Here is a 15,870-nt window from a genome sequence, read left to right on the forward strand (position 1 = left end):
CCCACGCCGGAGCGTGGGAGCCATCAACGTGGTGAGGGGAACCGATGATCGAATTCAAGATGCCCTCCCTCGGCGCCGACATGGACGAGGGCACGCTGGTCGAGTGGCAGGTCGCCCCGGGCGATCCGGTCAAACGCGGCCAGGTGGTCGCGGTAGTCGACACCGCCAAGGCCGCGGTGGAGATCGAGTGCTGGCAGGAAGGCTCTGTGTTCGAGCTGCTGATCCAGCCCGGCGCCAAGGTGCCGGTGGGCACGCCCATCGCCACCCTGCTGGAAGCCGGCGAGTCGCCGGAAACCGCGCCGCGCACCCCGCCTCCAACCGTCGCCGCGCCACAGCCCGTCCAACCGGCACCAGCTCCGGCTGCACCGACGCCCGGCACACAGCCGACCAGCCGCCCGCGCATCACCCCCGCCGCCCGCCAGCGCGCCGCCGAGCTGGGCATCGATCCCGCCGCTCTGGCCGGCACCGGCGCGCAGGGTGCGGTGAGCCTGGCCGACGTCGAAGCCGCTGCCGCGAGCAGGCCCGCCGCGCAACCGGCGACCGCGCAGGAGCGCCACGCCGCCATGCGCCAGGCCATCGCCGCGGCGATGAGCCGCTCCAAGCGCGAGATCCCCCACTACTACCTGAGCGAGACGGTGCCCATGGCCGCCGCGCTGGCCTGGCTGGCGACGTACAACGCCGAGCTGCCGCCGGAGCGGCGCCTGCTGCCCGGCGTGCTGGTACTCAAGGCGGTGGCCCTGGCCCTCGGCGACTACCCCCAGCTCAACGGCTTCTGGATCGACGGCGCCTTCCAGCCGGGGCCGGGCATCCACCTCGGCGTGGCGGTGGCGCTGCGCCAGGGCGGGCTGATCGCCCCGGCGCTGCACGACGTCGCGTCCAAGCCGCTGCCACAGCTGATGGAGGAGCTGGGCGATCTGGTGCAGCGCGCGCGCAGCTTTTCCCTGCGCAGCTCGGAGCTGAGCGAGGCCACCCTCACCGTCACCCAGCTCGGCGACCAGGGGGTGGATGGCGTGTTCGGGGTGATCTACCCGCCGCAGGTGGCGCTGGTCGGCGTCGGCCGCATCGCCGAGCGGCCGTGGGTGGATGATGGAAAATTGTGCGCGATTCCAACCGCGCAGTTCAGCCTGGCCGCCGACCACCGCGCCAGCGACGGCCACTACGGCGCGCGCTTCCTCGCCGAGGTGCGCCGCCGCCTGCAGCAACCCGACTGCCTGTGAGGAGAGAAAAACCGATGGATGACGTCCAGCTGCGCCGCGAGGTGTTCGCCGCCCTGCAGGGCATCGCCCCGGAAGTCGAGCCCGACACCCTGCGCGGCGACCGCCCGCTGCGCGACGAGGTCGACCTCGACTCGATGGACTGGCTGCGCTTTCTCGCCGCCCTGCACCAGCGCCTGGGGGTGAACATCCCTGAGGCCGACTACCAGCAACTGACCACGCTGGACGTGTTGCTGGCCTATCTGGCCCAGCGGCTGGCGGGCGGATGACCGGCCCGCTCCGTCACCAATCGCTGACCTATAGTGACTCGATGACACCCGTGCCCGGGACGGCGCCACTCCCCCAACGGAGAACCACGCCATGGCCATCATCGGCATCGATCTGGGCACCTCCAACTCGGCCGCGGCGGTGCTGCGCGGCGGGCGGCCGGTGCTGATCCCCAGCGCCGAGGGCATCAGCCTCGGCGGCAAGGCCTTCCCCAGCTACGTGGCGATCACCGCCGACGGGCAGATGCTGATCGGCGAGCCGGCACGGCGCCAGGCGGCGGCCAACCCGGAGGGCACCACCACCGCGTTCAAGCGGCGCATGGGCAGCCGCGAGCGCATCCGCCTGCGCGAGCGCGAGTTCAGCCCCGAGCAGCTGTCGGCCTTCCTGCTGCAGAAGATCAAGCGCGACGCCGAGGCGTTCCTCGGCGAGCCGGTGACCCAGGCGGTGGTCACCGTGCCGGCCTACTTCGACGACAACCAGCGCAGCGCCACCAAGGACGCCGCCGGCATCGCCGGGCTGGAGGTGGTGCGCCTGGTCAACGAGCCGACCGCCGCCTCGCTGGCCTACGGCCTCGATCGTGCCGGCGAGGAGCTGCGCATCGCGGTGATCGACCTGGGCGGCGGCACCCTCGATGTCACCGTCATGGAGTTCGGCAAGGGTGTGTTCGAGGTCAAGGCCACCAGCGGCGACACCAGCCTGGGCGGCACCGACATGAACCAGGTGCTGTTCGAGGCGCTGGCCGAGCGCTTCCGCGCACAGAGTGGCATCGACGTGCGCCAGGACCCGAAGGCCGCCGCGCGCCTGCTGGAGGCGGCCGAGCTGGCCAAGATCGAGCTGTCCACCAGCGTCACCGCGCACCTCAGCCTGCCGTACATCGGCGTGGCCGGCGGCCAGCCGCAGCACCTGGAGCTGGACCTGTCGCGCGCCGAACTGGAGCGCCTGGTGCGCCCGGTGATTGAGCGCTGCCGCGCGCCGGTCGAGCAGGCGCTGCGCGACGCCGGCATCACTCCCCGGCAGATCGACCGCATCGTCTTCGTCGGCGCGCCGACGCGCATGCCGGTGGTGCGCGCCTTCTTCGAGGAGCTGCTCGGCCGCCAGGCCGAGCTGGGCGTCGATCCGATGGAGTGCGTGGCCTGCGGCGCGGCGATCCAGGCCGGGGTGCTCACCGGCGAGGTGCAGGACATCGTGCTGGTCGACGTCACGCCGCTGACCCTCGGCGTGGAGACCCTCGGCGGCGTGGCCACGCCGCTGATCGCGCGCAACACCCCGGTGCCGGTGAAGAAGACCGAGACCTTCACCACCGCCGCCGACCTGCAGAGCGCGGTGACCATCCACGTGTTCCAGGGCGAGCGGGCGATGGCCGCCGACAACGTCAGCCTCGGCCAGTTCAACCTCGACGGCATCCCGCCGGCGCCGCGCGGCGTACCGAAGATCGAGGTCAGCTTCGACATCGACGCCAGCGGCATCCTCGAGGTGTCGGCCAAGGACCTGGCCAGCGGCAAGAGCCAGTCGGTGCGCATCAGCGGCTCGACGCGCCTGGCCCGCGACGTCAAGGAGCGCATGGTCAAGGAAGCAGAGCAGTACGCCGACGCCGACAAGCAGCGCCGCGAGGACGCCGAAACGCTCAACGGCGCCGAGAGCCTGAGCTACCAGGCCGAGAAGCTGCTCGCCGACTTCGCCGACAAGCTGACCCAGGAGATGAAGGAGCGCCTGGAACAGGCCCGCCGCCAGACCAAGGCGGCCTGCGACCAGCGCGACGTGGCGCTGGCCAAAGAGCGCGTCGAAACTCTGCGCAAGCTGCTCAAGGAGGCCGGCACGGTGATCTATGCGCAGACCCAGCCGCCCGGCGCGGGCGGTCCCTACCAGGAGGTGCGCTACCCGCCCGGCGCCCAGCCGAACGAGCCCAAGCCCGGTCCCGGCGGCCGCGTGGTGGATGCCGACTACCACCAGGAGTGAGCGATGGCCGAGGCCGCGGCGGCGAAACGCGACTACTACGAGGTGCTCGGCGTGGCGAAGGAGGCCGACGCCAAGGCGATCAAGGACGCCTTCCGCCGCCTGGCCATGCAGTACCACCCCGACCGCAACAAGGCGCCGGGCGCCGAAGCGCGCTTCAAGGAGATCGCCGAGGCCTACGCGGTGCTCTCCGACCCGAAGAAGCGCGCCGACTACGACGCCGGCGGCTTCGCCGGGGTCGAGGGCCTGCGCCCGGAAGACCTGTTCGGCGGCATCGACTTCGAGGACCTACTCGGCGGCATGGGCTTCGACGGCGGCGGGCTGTTCGAGCGCTTCTTCGGCGGCCGCGGCCACGCGCGCCACACCGGCCCGCCGCGCGGCGAGAACATCGAGATGCTGCTGCAGGTGCCGCTGGAGCGGGTGCTACACGGCGGCGAGGAGCGGCTGCACCTCGAACGCCCGCAACCCTGCCCGGCCTGCCAGGGCAGCGGCGCCAAGGCCGGCACGGTGCCGCGCCAGTGCGCGACCTGCAAGGGCAGCGGCCAGGCGGTAAAGAGCCGCCGCGAGGGCGGCGTGCTCTACCAGCAGATCAGCCCCTGTGCCGAATGCCATGGCGTCGGCAGCTTCATCGACCAGCCGTGCCCGGACTGCCACGGCAGCGGCCGCCTGGAGCGCGGCGAGACGCTGACGGTCAAGGTGCCGGCCGGCGTCGAGGAAGGCATGGCCCTGCGCATCCCCGGCCACGGCATGCCGGCGCCGCCCGGCGGCCAGGCCGGCGACCTGTTCGTGGTGGTGCGCTCGCAACCCGACCCGCGCTTCGAACGCGACGGCGCCGACCTCTGGCGCCCGCAGGAGCTGGCGCTGCTGGATGCGGTGCTCGGCACCGAGCTGTCGGTGGCGACCCTCGACGGCAGCGCCAAGGTCAGGGTGCCGCCCGGCACCCAGCCCGACACCGTGCTGCGCCTGCGCGGCAAGGGCCTGCCGCACTTCGGCCACGCCGGCCGCGGCGACCTGCTGCTGCGCCTCGTGCTGCAGGTGCCGGCGCACCTCACGACCGAGGAGCGCAGCCTCTACGAACAACTGCGCCGGCTGCGCGAAGCGGCCGGCAGGAGCAAACCATGAACCTCAACCAGTTCCGCCAGCGCGCCCCCTTCGAGTGGGAAATGCCCCAACACGGCGCCATGCGCGTGCCGGGGGTGATCTTCGCCTCGCGCGAGCTGCTCGAGGCGATGGACGCCAAGGTCGGCGAGCAGCTGGCCAACGTCGCCGCCCTGCCCGGCATCGTCGACGCCGCCTACGCCATGCCCGACGCCCACTGGGGCTACGGCTTCCCGATCGGCGGGGTGGCCGCCTTCGATCCTGACGCGGGCGGTGTGGTGTCCGCCGGCGGGGTCGGCTTCGACATTTCCTGCGGGGTGCGCAGCCTGCACACCGGCCTGCAGGAGACCGACATCGAGGCGGTCAAGGAGCGCCTCGCCGACGTGCTGTTCCGGCGCATCCCGGCCGGCCTCGGCAGCACTGGCGCGCTGCGCCTGACCGGCGCGGAGATGGGCGCCATGCTGCGCGGCGGCGCCAAGTGGGCGGTGGAGCAGGGCTTCGGCAGCCTGGAAGATCTGGCGCGGATCGAGGAAGGCGGCTGCATGGCCGGCGCCGTGCCGGCCGAGGTGTCCGCCGAGGCCAAGCACCGCCAGCGCGACGAGATGGGCACCCTCGGCTCCGGCAACCACTACCTGGAGGTGCAGGTGGTCGACGAGCTGTTCGACCTCAAGGCGGCGCAGGCCTACGGCCTGGCGGTTGGCGACGTGCTGGCCACCATCCACTGCGGCTCGCGCGGCATGGGCCACCAGATCGGCACGGATTTTTTGCGAGAGATGGTGATCGCCGCGCCGCGCGCCGGCATCGCGCTCGCCGACCGCGAGCTGGCCTGCGCGCCGCTGAAATCGGACCTGGGGCAGAGCTACCTGGGCGCCATGCGCGCGGCGATCAACTGCGCGCTGGCCAACCGGCAGATCCTCACCCACCTGGCCCGCCAGGCGTTCGCCGAGCTGTTCCCCGGCATCCAAATGCCGCTGCTCTACGACGTATCGCACAACACCTGCAAGGAGGAGAGCCATATCGTCAATGGCGAGCGCCGCCGCCTATTCGTCCACCGCAAGGGCGCCACCCGCGCCTTCGGCCCCGGCCACCATGAGCTGCCGGCCGAGTACCGTGCGGTCGGCCAGCCGGTGCTGATCGGCGGCAGCATGGGCACCAGCTCGTGGATTCTCGCCGGCAGCGGCGGCAACCCGGAGCACGCCTTCGCTTCGGCCTGCCACGGCGCCGGGCGGGCGATGAGTCGCCACGAGGCGCTGCGCCGCTGGCAGGGCCGCGGCGTGGTCGACGAGCTGGCGCGGCGCGGCATCCTGATCCGCAGCCCGAGCCTGCGCGGCGTCGCCGAGGAGGCGCCGCTGGCCTACAAGGACGTCGGCGCAGTGGTCGAGGCCGCCGAGCGCGCCGGCCTGGCGCGGCGGGTGGCGCGGCTGCGCCCGCTGGTGTGCGTCAAGGGCTGAGCCGCGGCCCGCACAGACCCCAAGGCCAGAAACAAAAAGCCCGAGGCACGGGCCTCGGGCTGGATGACGAGAGTGCGGGGCCGCCGGCTCAGGCCTCGGCGCTGGCGCCCTTGTGGGTCACCAGGCGGTACAGGTACACGCCGACCACCACCAGCACCACCACCTTGGACAGCGGGTCGACGTAGTCGGCGACCAGTGCGTACTGGCCGTGCAGCAGGTAGCCCGCGCAGGTCAGCAGCCCAGTCCACACCAGCGAGCCGAGGGTCGAATAGAACAGGAAGGCGCGCATCGGCATGGCCACCATGCCGGCGGGCACCGAGATCAGGGTGCGCACCGCCGGCACCAGGCGGCCGAACAGGGTGGCCTGCCAGCCGTGGCGCTCGAACCATTCGGAGGCGACGTCCACATCGCGCGGCGACAGCGTCATCACCCGGCCGAAACGCCCGGCCAGCTTCTTCAGCCGCGCGCTGCCGAAGAAATAGCCGGCGTAGTACCAGGGCAGGGCGCCGAACACCGAACCGGCGGTGCCCGCCAGCAGCACGCCGAGCACGCTCATCTCGCCCTTGGCAGCGGCGAAGCCGGCCAGCGGCATGATCAGCTCGGAGGGGATCGGCGGGAAGACGTTTTCCAAGACCATCAGCAGGAACACGCCGAGGTAGCCCGTCTGCCCGATGAAATCGACTATGCCTTCAAACATTCGTGGAACTCTCTCGCGCCAGCGCGCCTGGGTTGTCTATGCCGTGCTCCGCACGGGTTGAGTCTGCGCCCATGATAACAGCGGCGCAGCCCGGAAGGCGCCGCCGGCTGCACCGCTCAGGCGAAACGTTCGCCCAGCAGTTCGAACAGCCGCCGACGCTGCGCCTCGTCCTCGTTGACCAGATGATGGCGCGCGCCGGACAGGATCAGCTGTTCGGGCTGGTGGAACTTGTCCTGCAGCACGCCCAGGTTGTGCTGCCAGTCCACCGTGGTATCGGCGTCGCCCTGGATGATCAGCGGGCTCTGCCCCGAGCGCGGGGCGCTCTCGATATGCGGGATCCAGCGCGCCAGCGCGCCGACCCAGGCGGTGGGCAGGATCTGCGCCTGCATGGGGTCGCGGCGGACGAAGTCGAGGAAGGCCGTATCGCCGGAGTTGTCGCTGTAGCGCCGGGCGATCTGGCTGACGAAGGGGTTGAGCAGGTGGTAGCTGAGCTTGGCCCGCGCCCAAGCGTGCGGGCGCACCAGCGGGGCGAGCAGCACGGTCTGGCCGAGGTCGGGCCGCGGCGCGCCGGTCAGCAGGTAGTCGAGCAGGATGGCGCCGCCGGTACTCTGGCCGAACAGGTGCCAGGGTTGCGGCAGGTGCAGCAACTCCGCGGCCTGGAACAGCGCGGCCAGTACGGCCTGGTATTCGGCGAAGTCGCCGATGCTCGCCGGCGCCCCCTCGGACAGGCCGTGGCCGGGCAGGTCGCAGGACAGCACGGCGAAGTTCATCGCCAGCGCCCAGTCGAACACGTGGCGGTACAGGCCCATGTGGTCGTAGTAGCCGTGCAGCAGCAGGATGGTCGCCCGCGCGTCGTCACGCCACCAGCCCTGCACGGCCAGCTTGCGCCCCTCGACCTCGACCCAGCCGAGGCGGCTGTGGATGTCCGCGCGGTGCTGCAGGCCGTAGTAGCGCCGGTAGGCCTGCACCTGCGGGCCGCTCTCCGCCGCCGCGGCGGACAGAGGGGGCAGTTGCTGGCGCAGACGCTGGGGATCGAAGGTTTCGTTCATGGACTCGGCCGCGCGGCGGCGGACTGTGCTGATGGGTGGCTAATGTCGATCTTCAGACCGGACGCGCGACATGGCAAGCTTGACCGTCATTTTCCGCCGACGCGCCCGCCATGCCCCTGCCTCGCCGCAAGACCGTCATCACCAGCCTGCTCGTCCTGATCGCCGCCGTCGCGCTGTGGAGCCTGTACCAGTGGTACCAGGCCCGCTACATCCGCCCGTTCAGCGAGACTACCGTGCTGTTCGACGCCGCCGGCCTGCGCCTGCCCGCCGGACTGGCCGGGCCGGGCGCGATCCGCGTGGTGCACCTGTGGGACCCGCCCTGCCCGTGTAACGTCGGCAACCAGCAGCACCTGGCCGAACTGGTGCAGCGCTTCGCCGGCCAGGGCGTGAGCTTCCATGTCTGGCAGAAACCCGGCAGCCGCGGCCAGCTGCCGGACACCCTCAAGGCCCTGCAGCCGCTGGCCGAGCTGCCCGGCGCCGAACACCTGCCGGCCAGCCCGGCAGTGGCGATCTGGGATCGCGACGGCAAGCTGGCCTACGTCGGCCCCTACAGCGAAGGCGCCACCTGCACCTCCGGCAACAGTTTCATCGAGCCGGTGCTGGAGGCACTGCTGGCCGGGCGGGCGGTGCACAGCACCGGCAGTCTGGCGGTGGGCTGCTATTGCGCGTGGCAGGAAGAATGAGGCGAGCGACTCGCCGAGTGTTCTACGCTGCAGTCAGCGCGATTGCCGCCTGAGCCGAAGGAGTAGCCCATGTCCCTGCTGTTCCCCCCGCCGCTGGTGGTCGTGCTGCTCGCCGGCCTCATGTGGCAGCTCGCCAGGCACCTGCCGTTCGGCGGCTTCGCCTTCGCCCTGCAGCGGCCGCTGGCCGGACTGGTGGCGCTGGCCGGCCTCGGCCTGATGGCGGCGGCGGCCTGGACGATGCTGCGCGCGCGCACCACGGTCAATCCGCTCAAGCCCGAGCGCGCCACGCAACTGGTGACCGGCGGGGTGTTCGCCCGCTCGCGCAACCCGATCTACCTGGGCGATGCGCTGATCCTCGTCGCCCTGGTGCTGGTCTTCGGCAACTGGCTCAACTTCCTGCTGCTGCCGCTGTTCGTCGGGTTCATCGGCCGCTTCCAGATCGCCCCGGAGGAACGGGCGCTGCAGCGGCTGTTCGGCGACGAATACCGGGCCTACTGCGCGCGGGTACGGCGCTGGCTGTAGCCGAGCGCCGCCCCGCGACGAAGGCTCAGGCCGGGGCGGACGTGCCAGCCCCGCTGACCAGCCAGGCTACCATCTGCCGCGCCGCCGCCAAGGTTGACGCCTGCACGCCGTTGACCTGACAGGCCACGATCAAGCCCTCGCCGATCAGGAACAGCTGGTGCGCCGCCAGCACGGGCTGCGCCAGCCCGGCAGCGGCGCAGACTTCGACCAGCCGGGCAAGCAGCGCTTCCTTGTGCGCCTTGGCCAGGACATGCGGCCGCTCGCTCGGGGCGGCGTATTCCGCCGCAGCGTTGATGAACGCGCAGCCGTTGAAGTCGGCCTCCTGCGCCCAGGCCGCGATGAACTCGACGTAGGTCTGCGGCCGTTGCTCGGCCGGCGCCGCTGCGAGCTCCTGCTGCAGACGCGCCAGGAACTCGACGTCGCGGCGCTGCAGCGCCGCCTCGACCAGTTGCTCCTTGCTGGGGAAGTACCGGTAGAGGGTCTTCTTGGTCACTCCGGCGACCTGGCTGAGCTGCTCCACGCCGGTGGCGTGATAGCCCTGCCGGTAGAACAGGTTCAGGGCCGATTCGGCGATCTTCTCGGCGGTGCTCATGGACTGCGCCTCTTGAAAACGGGAACACAAGTATACCGATCGGTTGACACTCGCAAAGTATACCGATCAGTATACACCGCCTCGTTTCCCCCTTCCGGAGATCTCCGATGCCCCTCGCCCGCCTGCTCAAATCGGCTGCGCCGCCAGCCCCCTCATGGCGCTTCACCATCCTCTCGCTGCTCGGCGCCGTGCTGGCCATCGGTGCCGCGGGCTGGCTGAGCCGGGTATCAGGCGCGCCATGGCTCATGGCGTCCCTGGGCGCCAGCTGCGTACTGGCCTTCGGCCTCCCCGACTCGCCGCTGGCCCAACCGCGCAATATCGTTGGCGGGCATCTGCTGGCCACGCTGGTCGGCCTGCTGGTGCTGCACACCCTGGGCGATGCCTGGTGGGCGGGAGCCATCGCCGTCGGCCTGGCCCTGGCGCTCATGCAGCAAACCCGCACGCTGCACGCCCCCGCCGGGGCCAATCCGCTGGTGGTCCTGGCCAGCCACGCGCCGCTGAGCTTCCTGTTCACGCCAGTGCTGACCGGCTCGCTGATCGTGGTGCTGGTCGCCTGGGGACTCAACAACGCCCGCAGTCGCAACAGCTATCCGCGCTACTGGCTGTGAAGCTCAGAGCTGCTCCAGGCAGCCCGCCAGCCCGTCGCCGAGGCTCTCCAGCAGGCGCTCGTAGCCGCCCGCCTTGGCCGGCAGCTCGAAGCCCAGGGCATCCAGCTCGGCCAGCTGCACCGGCAGGCCGTCGCTGAGGGTCTGCGCCAGCCGCGGCTGCAGCGGCGGTTCGCTGAACACGCAGCTCGGCCCGGCGGCCTTGAGCTGCTCGCGCATGGCCGCGACGTGGCGGGCGCCCGGCTGTACCTCGCCGCTCACCGCGAACACCCCGGCATGCTGCAGGCCATAGGCCTCCTCGAAGTAGTCGAAGGCCTCGTGGAAGACGAAGAACGGCTTGCCGGCCAGCGGCGCCAGACGCGCCTTGAGCTTGTCATCCACGACCTTCAGGCGCTGCTCGAAGGCCGCCAGGTTGGCCTGGTAACGCGCGGCGTTGGCCGGGTCGGCCTGGGCCAGGTCGGCGGCCATGCGCGCGGCGATCAGCCGGGCATTGGCCGGCAGCAGCCAGAGATGGGCATCCAGGCTGCCGGGGCGGTGCGCCTCGTCGTGCTCGGCGTGCCCCGGCGTGGCGGCATGCTCGTCATGGCCGTGCTCGTCGTGTTCCTCTTGGTCCGCGTGGGCAGCATGCTCGTCGGCATGCCCCTCCTCGTCGTGCCGGTGCTCGGCGCCGAAACGGCGTAGGTGCAAGCCGGCCAGCTCCTGCACGGCCAGGCTGGGCTGCTGGCGACCGTCCAGCACCCGCGGCAGGAACACCTCCAGATCCGGGCCGATCCAGTACAGCAGCGCGGCCTCGCGCACCCGGCGCACGTCCGAGGGACGCAAGGCGTAGTGGTGCGGCGAGGCACCCGGCGGCAGCAGCACGTCGGGGCTGCCGGCGCCCTCCTGCACGGCGGCGGCGATCAGTTGCAGCGGCTTGATGCTGGTCAGCACGCGGACCTCGGCCAGCGCCAGCGCCGGGGTGGCCAGCAGCCAGGCTAAGGCGGCGGCGGGCAGCAGAGAAGACGGACGGAACATGATGGAGCCTCTCTCGGGGAGGAAATTGTTATACAATAACATCCCTTTCCCATGGAGTGTCTGCCATGACGTCCACTCCGCTGGCCTGCCATCCCCACGATCACAGCCACTGCGTGAGCAGCGCCCTGAGCGCTGCCGATGAGGTGTGCACGCAACACGGTGCGCGCCTGACCGCCCTGCGCCGCCGCGTGCTCGAGCTGGTCTGGGCCAGCCACCGGCCGCTCGGCGCCTACGACATCCTCGGCGTGCTGAGCAGCGAGGATGGCCGCCGCGCGGCGCCACCGACCGTCTACCGGGCGCTGGACTTCCTCCTCGAACAGGGCCTGATCCACCGCCTGGCCTCGCTGAACGCCTTCATCGGCTGCAACCATCCGGGGCAGACCCACCAGGGGCATTTCCTCATCTGCCGCCAGTGCGGCACCGCCATCGAGCTGGAGCAGCCGACCATCAGCGAGGCCATCCTCGCCGCCGCGACCGACGTCGGCTTCGCCGCGGAAGGCCAGGTGGTGGAAGTGGTCGGCCTGTGCGCACAGTGCCGGGAGGCCGCATGAGCGACACCCTGATCCGCCTCGACGGCGTCGGCGTGAACTTCGCCGGCAAGGCGGTGCTGGAAGACGTGCAGCTGGAGCTCAAGCCCGGCGAGATCGTCACCCTGATCGGCCCCAACGGCGCCGGCAAGACCACCTTAGTGCGCGTGGTGCTCGGCCTGCTCAAGCCGCACGGTGGCGAGGTGTGGCGGCGCGACAAGCTGCGCATCGGCTACATGCCGCAGAAGCTGCACGTCGAGCCGACCCTGCCGCTGTCGGTGCTGCGCTTCCTGCGCCTGGTGCCGGGCGTCGACCGCGCTCGCGCCCTCAGCGCGCTGGGCGAGGTCGGTGCGGCCCACGTCATCGACAGCCCGCTGCAGCGCATCTCCGGCGGCGAACTGCAGCGCGTGCTGCTGGCCCGCGCCCTGCTGCGCCAGCCGGAACTGCTGGTGCTCGACGAGCCGGTGCAGGGCGTCGACGTCGCCGGCCAGGCCGAGCTGTACCGGCTGATCGGCCGCCTGCGCCAGCGCTACGGCTGCGGCGTGCTGATGGTCTCCCACGATCTGCACCTGGTGATGAGCGCCACCGACCGGGTGATCTGCCTCAACCGCCACGTGTGCTGCTCTGGACACCCGGACAAGGTCAGCGGCGACCCGGCGTTCCGCGAGCTGTTCGGCAACGACGCGCGCGCCCTAGCGATCTACCACCACCAGCACGACCACGCCCACGACCTGCACGGCGGTGTGGTGCTGCCCAAGAAACCCCACATCCACGGCCCCCACTGCAACCATGGCTGACTTCCTGCTCAACGCCCTGCTCGCCGGCCTCGCCCTGGCGCTGGTCGCCGGCCCGCTCGGCTCCTTCGTGGTCTGGCGGCGCATGGCCTACTTCGGCGACACCCTCGCCCACGCCGCCCTGCTCGGCGTGGCGCTGGGCTTCCTGCTCGACGTCAGCCCGACCCTGGCGGTGACCGTCGGCTGCATCATCCTCGCCGTGCTGCTGGTCACCCTGCAGCAGCGCCAGCCGCTGGCCGCCGACACCCTGCTCGGCATCCTCGCCCACAGCACCCTGTCGCTGGGCCTGGTCACCATCAGCTTCCTCGACGAGGTGCGCGTCGACCTGATGGCCTACCTGTTCGGCGACCTGCTGGCGGTGGGCCAGGGCGACCTGCTGTGGATCATCGGCGGCAGCCTGCTGGTGCTGGCCGTGCTCGCCTGGCTGTGGCGCCCGCTGCTGGCGCTCACCGTGCATGAGGAGCTGGCCAGGGTCGAGGGCCTGCCGGTCGGCGCCCTGCGCTTGGCGCTGATGTTGCTGATCGCCGTGGTGATCGCCGTGGCGATGAAGATCGTCGGCGTGCTGCTGATCACCTCGCTGCTGATCATCCCCGCCGCCGCCGCGCAGCGCCATGCGCGCAGCCCCGAGCAGATGGCCGCCGGCGCCAGCCTGGTCGGCCTGGTCGCGGTGTGTGGCGGCCTGGCCCTGTCCTGGTACCAGGACACCCCGGCCGGGCCGTCCATCGTGGTCAGCGCCGCCGGGCTGTTCCTCTTCAGCTTCCTGCTGCCGCGTCGGGCTGCCTAAGGCCTGCGCACCACCCCGCCCAGGCCGCGCAGCCCTGGGCGGGGTAACCCTCCTGACGGCAGGCGGTCGCACCCGATCGAGCACGGCCGCGCAAGCAAACGCCGCCGCCCGCCGCCAAATCCCGCCTCGCCATTCGCACTCTGCCAGCCGAACGCCACATCGCAAAAGTCTATCCAACTGCCATCACGGCAATATCACCCGTACTCGCCAAACCTGCCGCGAATATCCACAAGGCGGAATATCGCAGCAATCCCCCCGGACAATATGGAAACCATTCACACACAAACTGTGCCACCACTCCCATATTTCCATATGAACAGCATGGTTTATTCGCCGGCACATTGTTAAACCGCCGACAGCGCTCTAGGATGCCCGCCGAGCAAGGGATGTGCGCAGCTTTCTGCCACCACAAGTGCGCAAGAAGTTGCACAGCAAAGATATCGACAGGCGCCCGTAATGTTTCTCGCGGCAACTTGAATAATACCTCTCTATATATTGAGTCAACGGATGACCTATTCCAGCAAGTTGGCCACTCATTATATGGAAGTGGCCTGCACGCCAATTAGTCCGGGCGAATTTTCCGGCGGCGACGTGCGCTATTCGACCGCCTTCGAGCAGCTCGAAAACGAGCTGGGCAAGAGTGCGTCCCTGCACGAAACCGCCGGCATCGATTGGGAGCTGGTGCGCTCCGGCAGCGAGGCCGTGCTGCGCGAGCAGTCCAAGGATCTGCGGGTCGCCGCCTGGCTGACCTGGAGCCTGTACCAGCGGGACTCCTTCACCGGCCTGCACGCCGGGCTCAGCCTGCTGCATCACCTCTGCCTACAGCACTGGGACGAACTGCATCCCCGCAAGCCACGCACCCGTGCGGCCGCCATCGGCTGGCTGGTGCCGCGCCTGGAACAGGCGCTGGCCGAGGACGTGCCGATCGGCGAGCAGCTGCCGCTGTTCCGCGCCCTCGCCGAGCTGCTGAGAGCGCTCGAAGCCTGCCTGAGCGAGCAGCTGGGCGACGCGGCCCCGCTGCTGCTGCCGTTCTGCCGGCGCCTCGACGAGCTGGTCGAACGGGCCGCCCAGGGCCGCCCGGAACCCGGCAAGGTCGGCGCCGCGCTGGCCCAGGTCAAGCAGGTCGCCACCCAGATCCTCGCTGCCAACAGCCCCGTCGACAACGACAAGGACGCCCACAAGGCGCTGCGCAGCCAGCAGGAGGCCGCCCGCCCGCTCTGCGCCTGGTGGCTCAAGCAGAAGGCCAGCGACCTGCGCGCCCTGCGCCTGAGCCGTACCCTGCTGTGGCTGCCGATCGACAGCCTGCCGGAGCGCAATGCCGAGCAGGTCACCCCGCTGCGCGGCCTGCCCGCGGACAAGCTGGCGGGGTTTCGCGAGCGCTTTGCCCAGGGCCTGTACGCCGACCTGCTGGTCGACCTCGAGGCCAGCATGGCCCGCGCGCCGTTCTGGCTCGACGGCCAGCGCCTGGCGTGGGAATGCCTGCAGGAGCTGGATGCCGCCCAGGCCATGCGCGAGGTGGAGATCCAGCTGGCGCTGTTCCTGCAACGGGTGCCTGGCATCGAGGAGCTGCGCTTTCACGATGGCGCGCCGTTCGCCGATGCGCACACCCGCGCCTGGATCGCCAGCCATGTGCTGCCGCACCTGCAGCTGCCGCAGGCCGGGCACCCGGCGGTGCCGGTGGATGCGGGAGCGCTGCCGGCCTGGGAGGAGGCCCTGCAACAGGTGCTGCCGCAGCTGCGCGCGGACGGCCTGAAGCCCGCCGTGCAGCAGCTCAAGCGGGGCTTGGGCCAGGCTCGCGGCGGACGGGAACGCTTCTTCTGGCAACTGAGCCTGGTCCGCCTGTGCCTGGCCGCCAAGAAGTACGAACTGGCCAAGACCCAACTCGAATCGCTCGACCAGACGCTGCAGGCCGCCGGCCTGGGCGACTGGGAGCCCGATCTCGCCCTGGAAGTGCTGCGACTTCTGCACAGCTGCTGCGAGCTGCTGCCGCAGAGCCACGTGGTGCGCGAACGCAAGGAAGAGATCTACCGCAGGTTGTGCCACCTCGACCTCGAGGTGGTACTGGAATGACCGACATGGAGAACCCACATGGCCAAAGAAGGCACGGTAGCCCCCAAGGAACGCATCAACGTCACCTTCAAGCCCGCCGCCGGCGGTGCCCAGGAAGAGATCGAGCTGCCATTGAAGATGATGGTGCTCGGTGATTTCACCCAGCGCAGCGACGACCGCAAGATCGAGGACCGCAAGCCGATCGCCATCGACAAGCAGAGCTTCGACGACGTCCTGGCCAAGCAGGAGCTGAGCCTGACCCTCGCCGTGCCCAACCGGCTGCAGGACGAGCCGGGCGACGAAGAGCTGGCCGTACGGCTGCGCATCGAGTCGATGAAGGACTTCAACCCGGCCAACCTGGTCGAGCAGGTGCCGGAGCTGCAGAAGCTGATGGAGCTGCGCGATGCCCTGGTCGCCCTGAAGGGGCCGCTGGGCAATGCGCCGGCCTTCCGCAAGGCCATCGAGAGCGTGCTGGCCGACGACGACTCGCGCGAGCGCGTGCTCGCCGAGCTGGGCCTGGCCGCCCAGGACAAGCTGGATTCCTGATCTCAACCGACAAGGACGCTGATTC

17 protein-coding genes are annotated in these 15,870 nt (G+C 70.5%); 13 read left to right on the forward strand and 4 right to left on the reverse strand.

The features are described from left to right. Nucleotides 1–44 precede the first annotated feature (44 nt). The 5 genes from KRX52_RS15455 to KRX52_RS15475 all read left to right on the forward strand — a co-directional run bounded on the left by KRX52_RS15455 (nucleotide 45) and on the right by KRX52_RS15475 (nucleotide 5,983). The gene (locus KRX52_RS15455) at nucleotides 45–1,217 is read left to right on the forward strand and encodes a dihydrolipoamide acetyltransferase family protein (protein ID WP_217682612.1); all 1,173 of its coding nucleotides are present in this window, start codon (nucleotides 45–47) and stop codon (nucleotides 1,215–1,217) included. Between the two features lie 14 nt (nucleotides 1,218–1,231). After that, nucleotides 1,232–1,483 carry an acyl carrier protein gene (locus KRX52_RS15460; protein ID WP_217682613.1) on the forward strand — a complete coding sequence of 84 codons (252 nt, stop codon included), beginning with the start codon at nucleotides 1,232–1,234 and terminating at the stop codon, nucleotides 1,481–1,483. A 91-nt stretch (nucleotides 1,484–1,574) separates the two neighbouring features. Continuing rightward, entirely contained in the window at nucleotides 1,575–3,437 is a 1,863-nt protein-coding gene (gene dnaK / locus KRX52_RS15465) for a molecular chaperone DnaK (protein ID WP_217682614.1), read from the forward strand. Between the two features lie 3 nt (nucleotides 3,438–3,440). Continuing rightward, nucleotides 3,441–4,556: a molecular chaperone DnaJ gene (gene dnaJ, locus KRX52_RS15470; RefSeq protein ID WP_217682615.1), complete on the forward strand. Its 1,116-nt coding sequence runs from the start codon at nucleotides 3,441–3,443 to the stop codon at nucleotides 4,554–4,556. Beyond that, a complete protein-coding gene (locus KRX52_RS15475) occupies nucleotides 4,553–5,983 on the forward strand; it encodes an RtcB family protein (protein WP_217682616.1) in 1,431 nt (476 codons plus the stop codon). The genes dnaJ and KRX52_RS15475 overlap by 4 nt, the downstream gene beginning before the upstream one ends. Nucleotides 5,984–6,071: 88 nt before the next feature. Here KRX52_RS15475 and KRX52_RS15480 read toward each other — a convergent pair whose 3' ends face one another. Together KRX52_RS15480 and bipL are read right to left on the reverse strand one after the other, a co-directional pair. Beyond that, nucleotides 6,072–6,680, reverse strand: a complete 609-nt coding sequence (locus KRX52_RS15480; protein ID WP_217682617.1) for a DedA family protein — start codon at nucleotides 6,678–6,680, stop codon at nucleotides 6,072–6,074. 116 nt (nucleotides 6,681–6,796) lie between these two features. After that, complete coding sequence (gene bipL, locus KRX52_RS15485; RefSeq protein ID WP_217682618.1) at nucleotides 6,797–7,729, reverse strand: phospholipase BipL; 933 nt, start codon at nucleotides 7,727–7,729, stop codon at nucleotides 6,797–6,799. Between the two features lie 110 nt (nucleotides 7,730–7,839). On the opposite strand from bipL, the gene KRX52_RS15490 reads away from it, so the two are divergent. Continuing rightward, the gene (locus KRX52_RS15490; RefSeq protein ID WP_217682619.1) at nucleotides 7,840–8,412 is read left to right on the forward strand and encodes a DUF6436 domain-containing protein; all 573 of its coding nucleotides are present in this window, start codon (nucleotides 7,840–7,842) and stop codon (nucleotides 8,410–8,412) included. A 69-nt stretch (nucleotides 8,413–8,481) separates the two neighbouring features. Next, nucleotides 8,482–8,934 carry a methyltransferase family protein gene (locus tag KRX52_RS15495; protein WP_217682620.1) on the forward strand — a complete coding sequence of 151 codons (453 nt, stop codon included), beginning with the start codon at nucleotides 8,482–8,484 and terminating at the stop codon, nucleotides 8,932–8,934. 25 nt (nucleotides 8,935–8,959) lie between these two features. Here KRX52_RS15495 and KRX52_RS15500 read toward each other — a convergent pair whose 3' ends face one another. Then, nucleotides 8,960–9,526, reverse strand: coding sequence for a TetR/AcrR family transcriptional regulator (locus KRX52_RS15500; protein ID WP_217682621.1), 567 nt, complete (start codon nucleotides 9,524–9,526; stop codon nucleotides 8,960–8,962). Nucleotides 9,527–9,633: 107 nt separating this feature from the next. On the opposite strand from KRX52_RS15500, the gene KRX52_RS15505 reads away from it, so the two are divergent. After that, nucleotides 9,634–10,134 carry an HPP family protein gene (locus KRX52_RS15505; protein WP_217682622.1) on the forward strand — a complete coding sequence of 167 codons (501 nt, stop codon included), beginning with the start codon at nucleotides 9,634–9,636 and terminating at the stop codon, nucleotides 10,132–10,134. 3 nt (nucleotides 10,135–10,137) lie between these two features. Here the strand turns inward: KRX52_RS15505 and KRX52_RS15510 are convergent, their stop codons facing one another. Continuing rightward, the gene (locus KRX52_RS15510) at nucleotides 10,138–11,145 is read right to left on the reverse strand and encodes a zinc ABC transporter substrate-binding protein (RefSeq protein WP_217682623.1); all 1,008 of its coding nucleotides are present in this window, start codon (nucleotides 11,143–11,145) and stop codon (nucleotides 10,138–10,140) included. 65 nt (nucleotides 11,146–11,210) lie between these two features. On the opposite strand from KRX52_RS15510, the gene KRX52_RS15515 reads away from it, so the two are divergent. The 5 genes from KRX52_RS15515 (at nucleotide 11,211) to tssB (ending at nucleotide 15,845) form a co-directional block, all read left to right on the forward strand. Next, the gene (locus tag KRX52_RS15515) at nucleotides 11,211–11,696 is read left to right on the forward strand and encodes a Fur family transcriptional regulator (protein WP_217682624.1); all 486 of its coding nucleotides are present in this window, start codon (nucleotides 11,211–11,213) and stop codon (nucleotides 11,694–11,696) included. Beyond that, the gene (gene znuC / locus KRX52_RS15520) at nucleotides 11,693–12,469 is read left to right on the forward strand and encodes a zinc ABC transporter ATP-binding protein ZnuC (RefSeq protein WP_217682625.1); all 777 of its coding nucleotides are present in this window, start codon (nucleotides 11,693–11,695) and stop codon (nucleotides 12,467–12,469) included. The genes KRX52_RS15515 and znuC overlap by 4 nt, the downstream gene beginning before the upstream one ends. Next, entirely contained in the window at nucleotides 12,462–13,250 is a 789-nt protein-coding gene (gene znuB / locus KRX52_RS15525) for a zinc ABC transporter permease subunit ZnuB (RefSeq protein WP_217682626.1), read from the forward strand. Before znuC ends, znuB begins: the two co-directional genes overlap by 8 nt. Nucleotides 13,251–13,757: 507 nt before the next feature. Continuing rightward, nucleotides 13,758–15,320, forward strand: a complete 1,563-nt coding sequence (gene tssA / locus KRX52_RS15530) for a type VI secretion system protein TssA (protein ID WP_217682627.1) — start codon at nucleotides 13,758–13,760, stop codon at nucleotides 15,318–15,320. Nucleotides 15,321–15,338: 18 nt separating this feature from the next. Then, complete coding sequence (gene tssB / locus KRX52_RS15535) at nucleotides 15,339–15,845, forward strand: type VI secretion system contractile sheath small subunit (protein WP_217682628.1); 507 nt, start codon at nucleotides 15,339–15,341, stop codon at nucleotides 15,843–15,845. The last annotated feature ends 25 nt before the right edge of the window (nucleotides 15,846–15,870 follow it).

The sequence above is a fragment of the Geopseudomonas aromaticivorans genome, assembly GCF_019097855.1.
GTDB classification, from domain to species: Bacteria; Pseudomonadota; Gammaproteobacteria; order Pseudomonadales; family Pseudomonadaceae; genus Geopseudomonas; species Geopseudomonas aromaticivorans.

Coding starts and splice junctions, on each gene's coding strand:
- KRX52_RS15475 (WP_217682616.1), top strand. CDS start 4,553: ATGAACCTCAACCAGTTCCGCCAGCGCGCCCCCTTCGAGTGGGAAATG.
- tssA (WP_217682627.1), top strand. CDS start 13,758: ATGACCTATTCCAGCAAGTTGGCCACTCATTATATGGAAGTGGCCTGC.
- znuB (WP_217682626.1), top strand. CDS start 12,462: ATGGCTGACTTCCTGCTCAACGCCCTGCTCGCCGGCCTCGCCCTGGCG.
- znuC (WP_217682625.1), top strand. CDS start 11,693: ATGAGCGACACCCTGATCCGCCTCGACGGCGTCGGCGTGAACTTCGCC.
- KRX52_RS15500 (WP_217682621.1), bottom strand. CDS start 9,526: ATGAGCACCGCCGAGAAGATCGCCGAATCGGCCCTGAACCTGTTCTAC.
- KRX52_RS15455 (WP_217682612.1), top strand. CDS start 45: ATGATCGAATTCAAGATGCCCTCCCTCGGCGCCGACATGGACGAGGGC.
- KRX52_RS15505 (WP_217682622.1), top strand. CDS start 9,634: ATGCCCCTCGCCCGCCTGCTCAAATCGGCTGCGCCGCCAGCCCCCTCA.
- KRX52_RS15480 (WP_217682617.1), bottom strand. CDS start 6,680: ATGTTTGAAGGCATAGTCGATTTCATCGGGCAGACGGGCTACCTCGGC.
- KRX52_RS15510 (WP_217682623.1), bottom strand. CDS start 11,145: ATGTTCCGTCCGTCTTCTCTGCTGCCCGCCGCCGCCTTAGCCTGGCTG.
- dnaK (WP_217682614.1), top strand. CDS start 1,575: ATGGCCATCATCGGCATCGATCTGGGCACCTCCAACTCGGCCGCGGCG.
- tssB (WP_217682628.1), top strand. CDS start 15,339: ATGGCCAAAGAAGGCACGGTAGCCCCCAAGGAACGCATCAACGTCACC.
- bipL (WP_217682618.1), bottom strand. CDS start 7,729: ATGAACGAAACCTTCGATCCCCAGCGTCTGCGCCAGCAACTGCCCCCT.
- KRX52_RS15490 (WP_217682619.1), top strand. CDS start 7,840: ATGCCCCTGCCTCGCCGCAAGACCGTCATCACCAGCCTGCTCGTCCTG.
- KRX52_RS15460 (WP_217682613.1), top strand. CDS start 1,232: ATGGATGACGTCCAGCTGCGCCGCGAGGTGTTCGCCGCCCTGCAGGGC.
- dnaJ (WP_217682615.1), top strand. CDS start 3,441: ATGGCCGAGGCCGCGGCGGCGAAACGCGACTACTACGAGGTGCTCGGC.
- KRX52_RS15515 (WP_217682624.1), top strand. CDS start 11,211: ATGACGTCCACTCCGCTGGCCTGCCATCCCCACGATCACAGCCACTGC.
- KRX52_RS15495 (WP_217682620.1), top strand. CDS start 8,482: ATGTCCCTGCTGTTCCCCCCGCCGCTGGTGGTCGTGCTGCTCGCCGGC.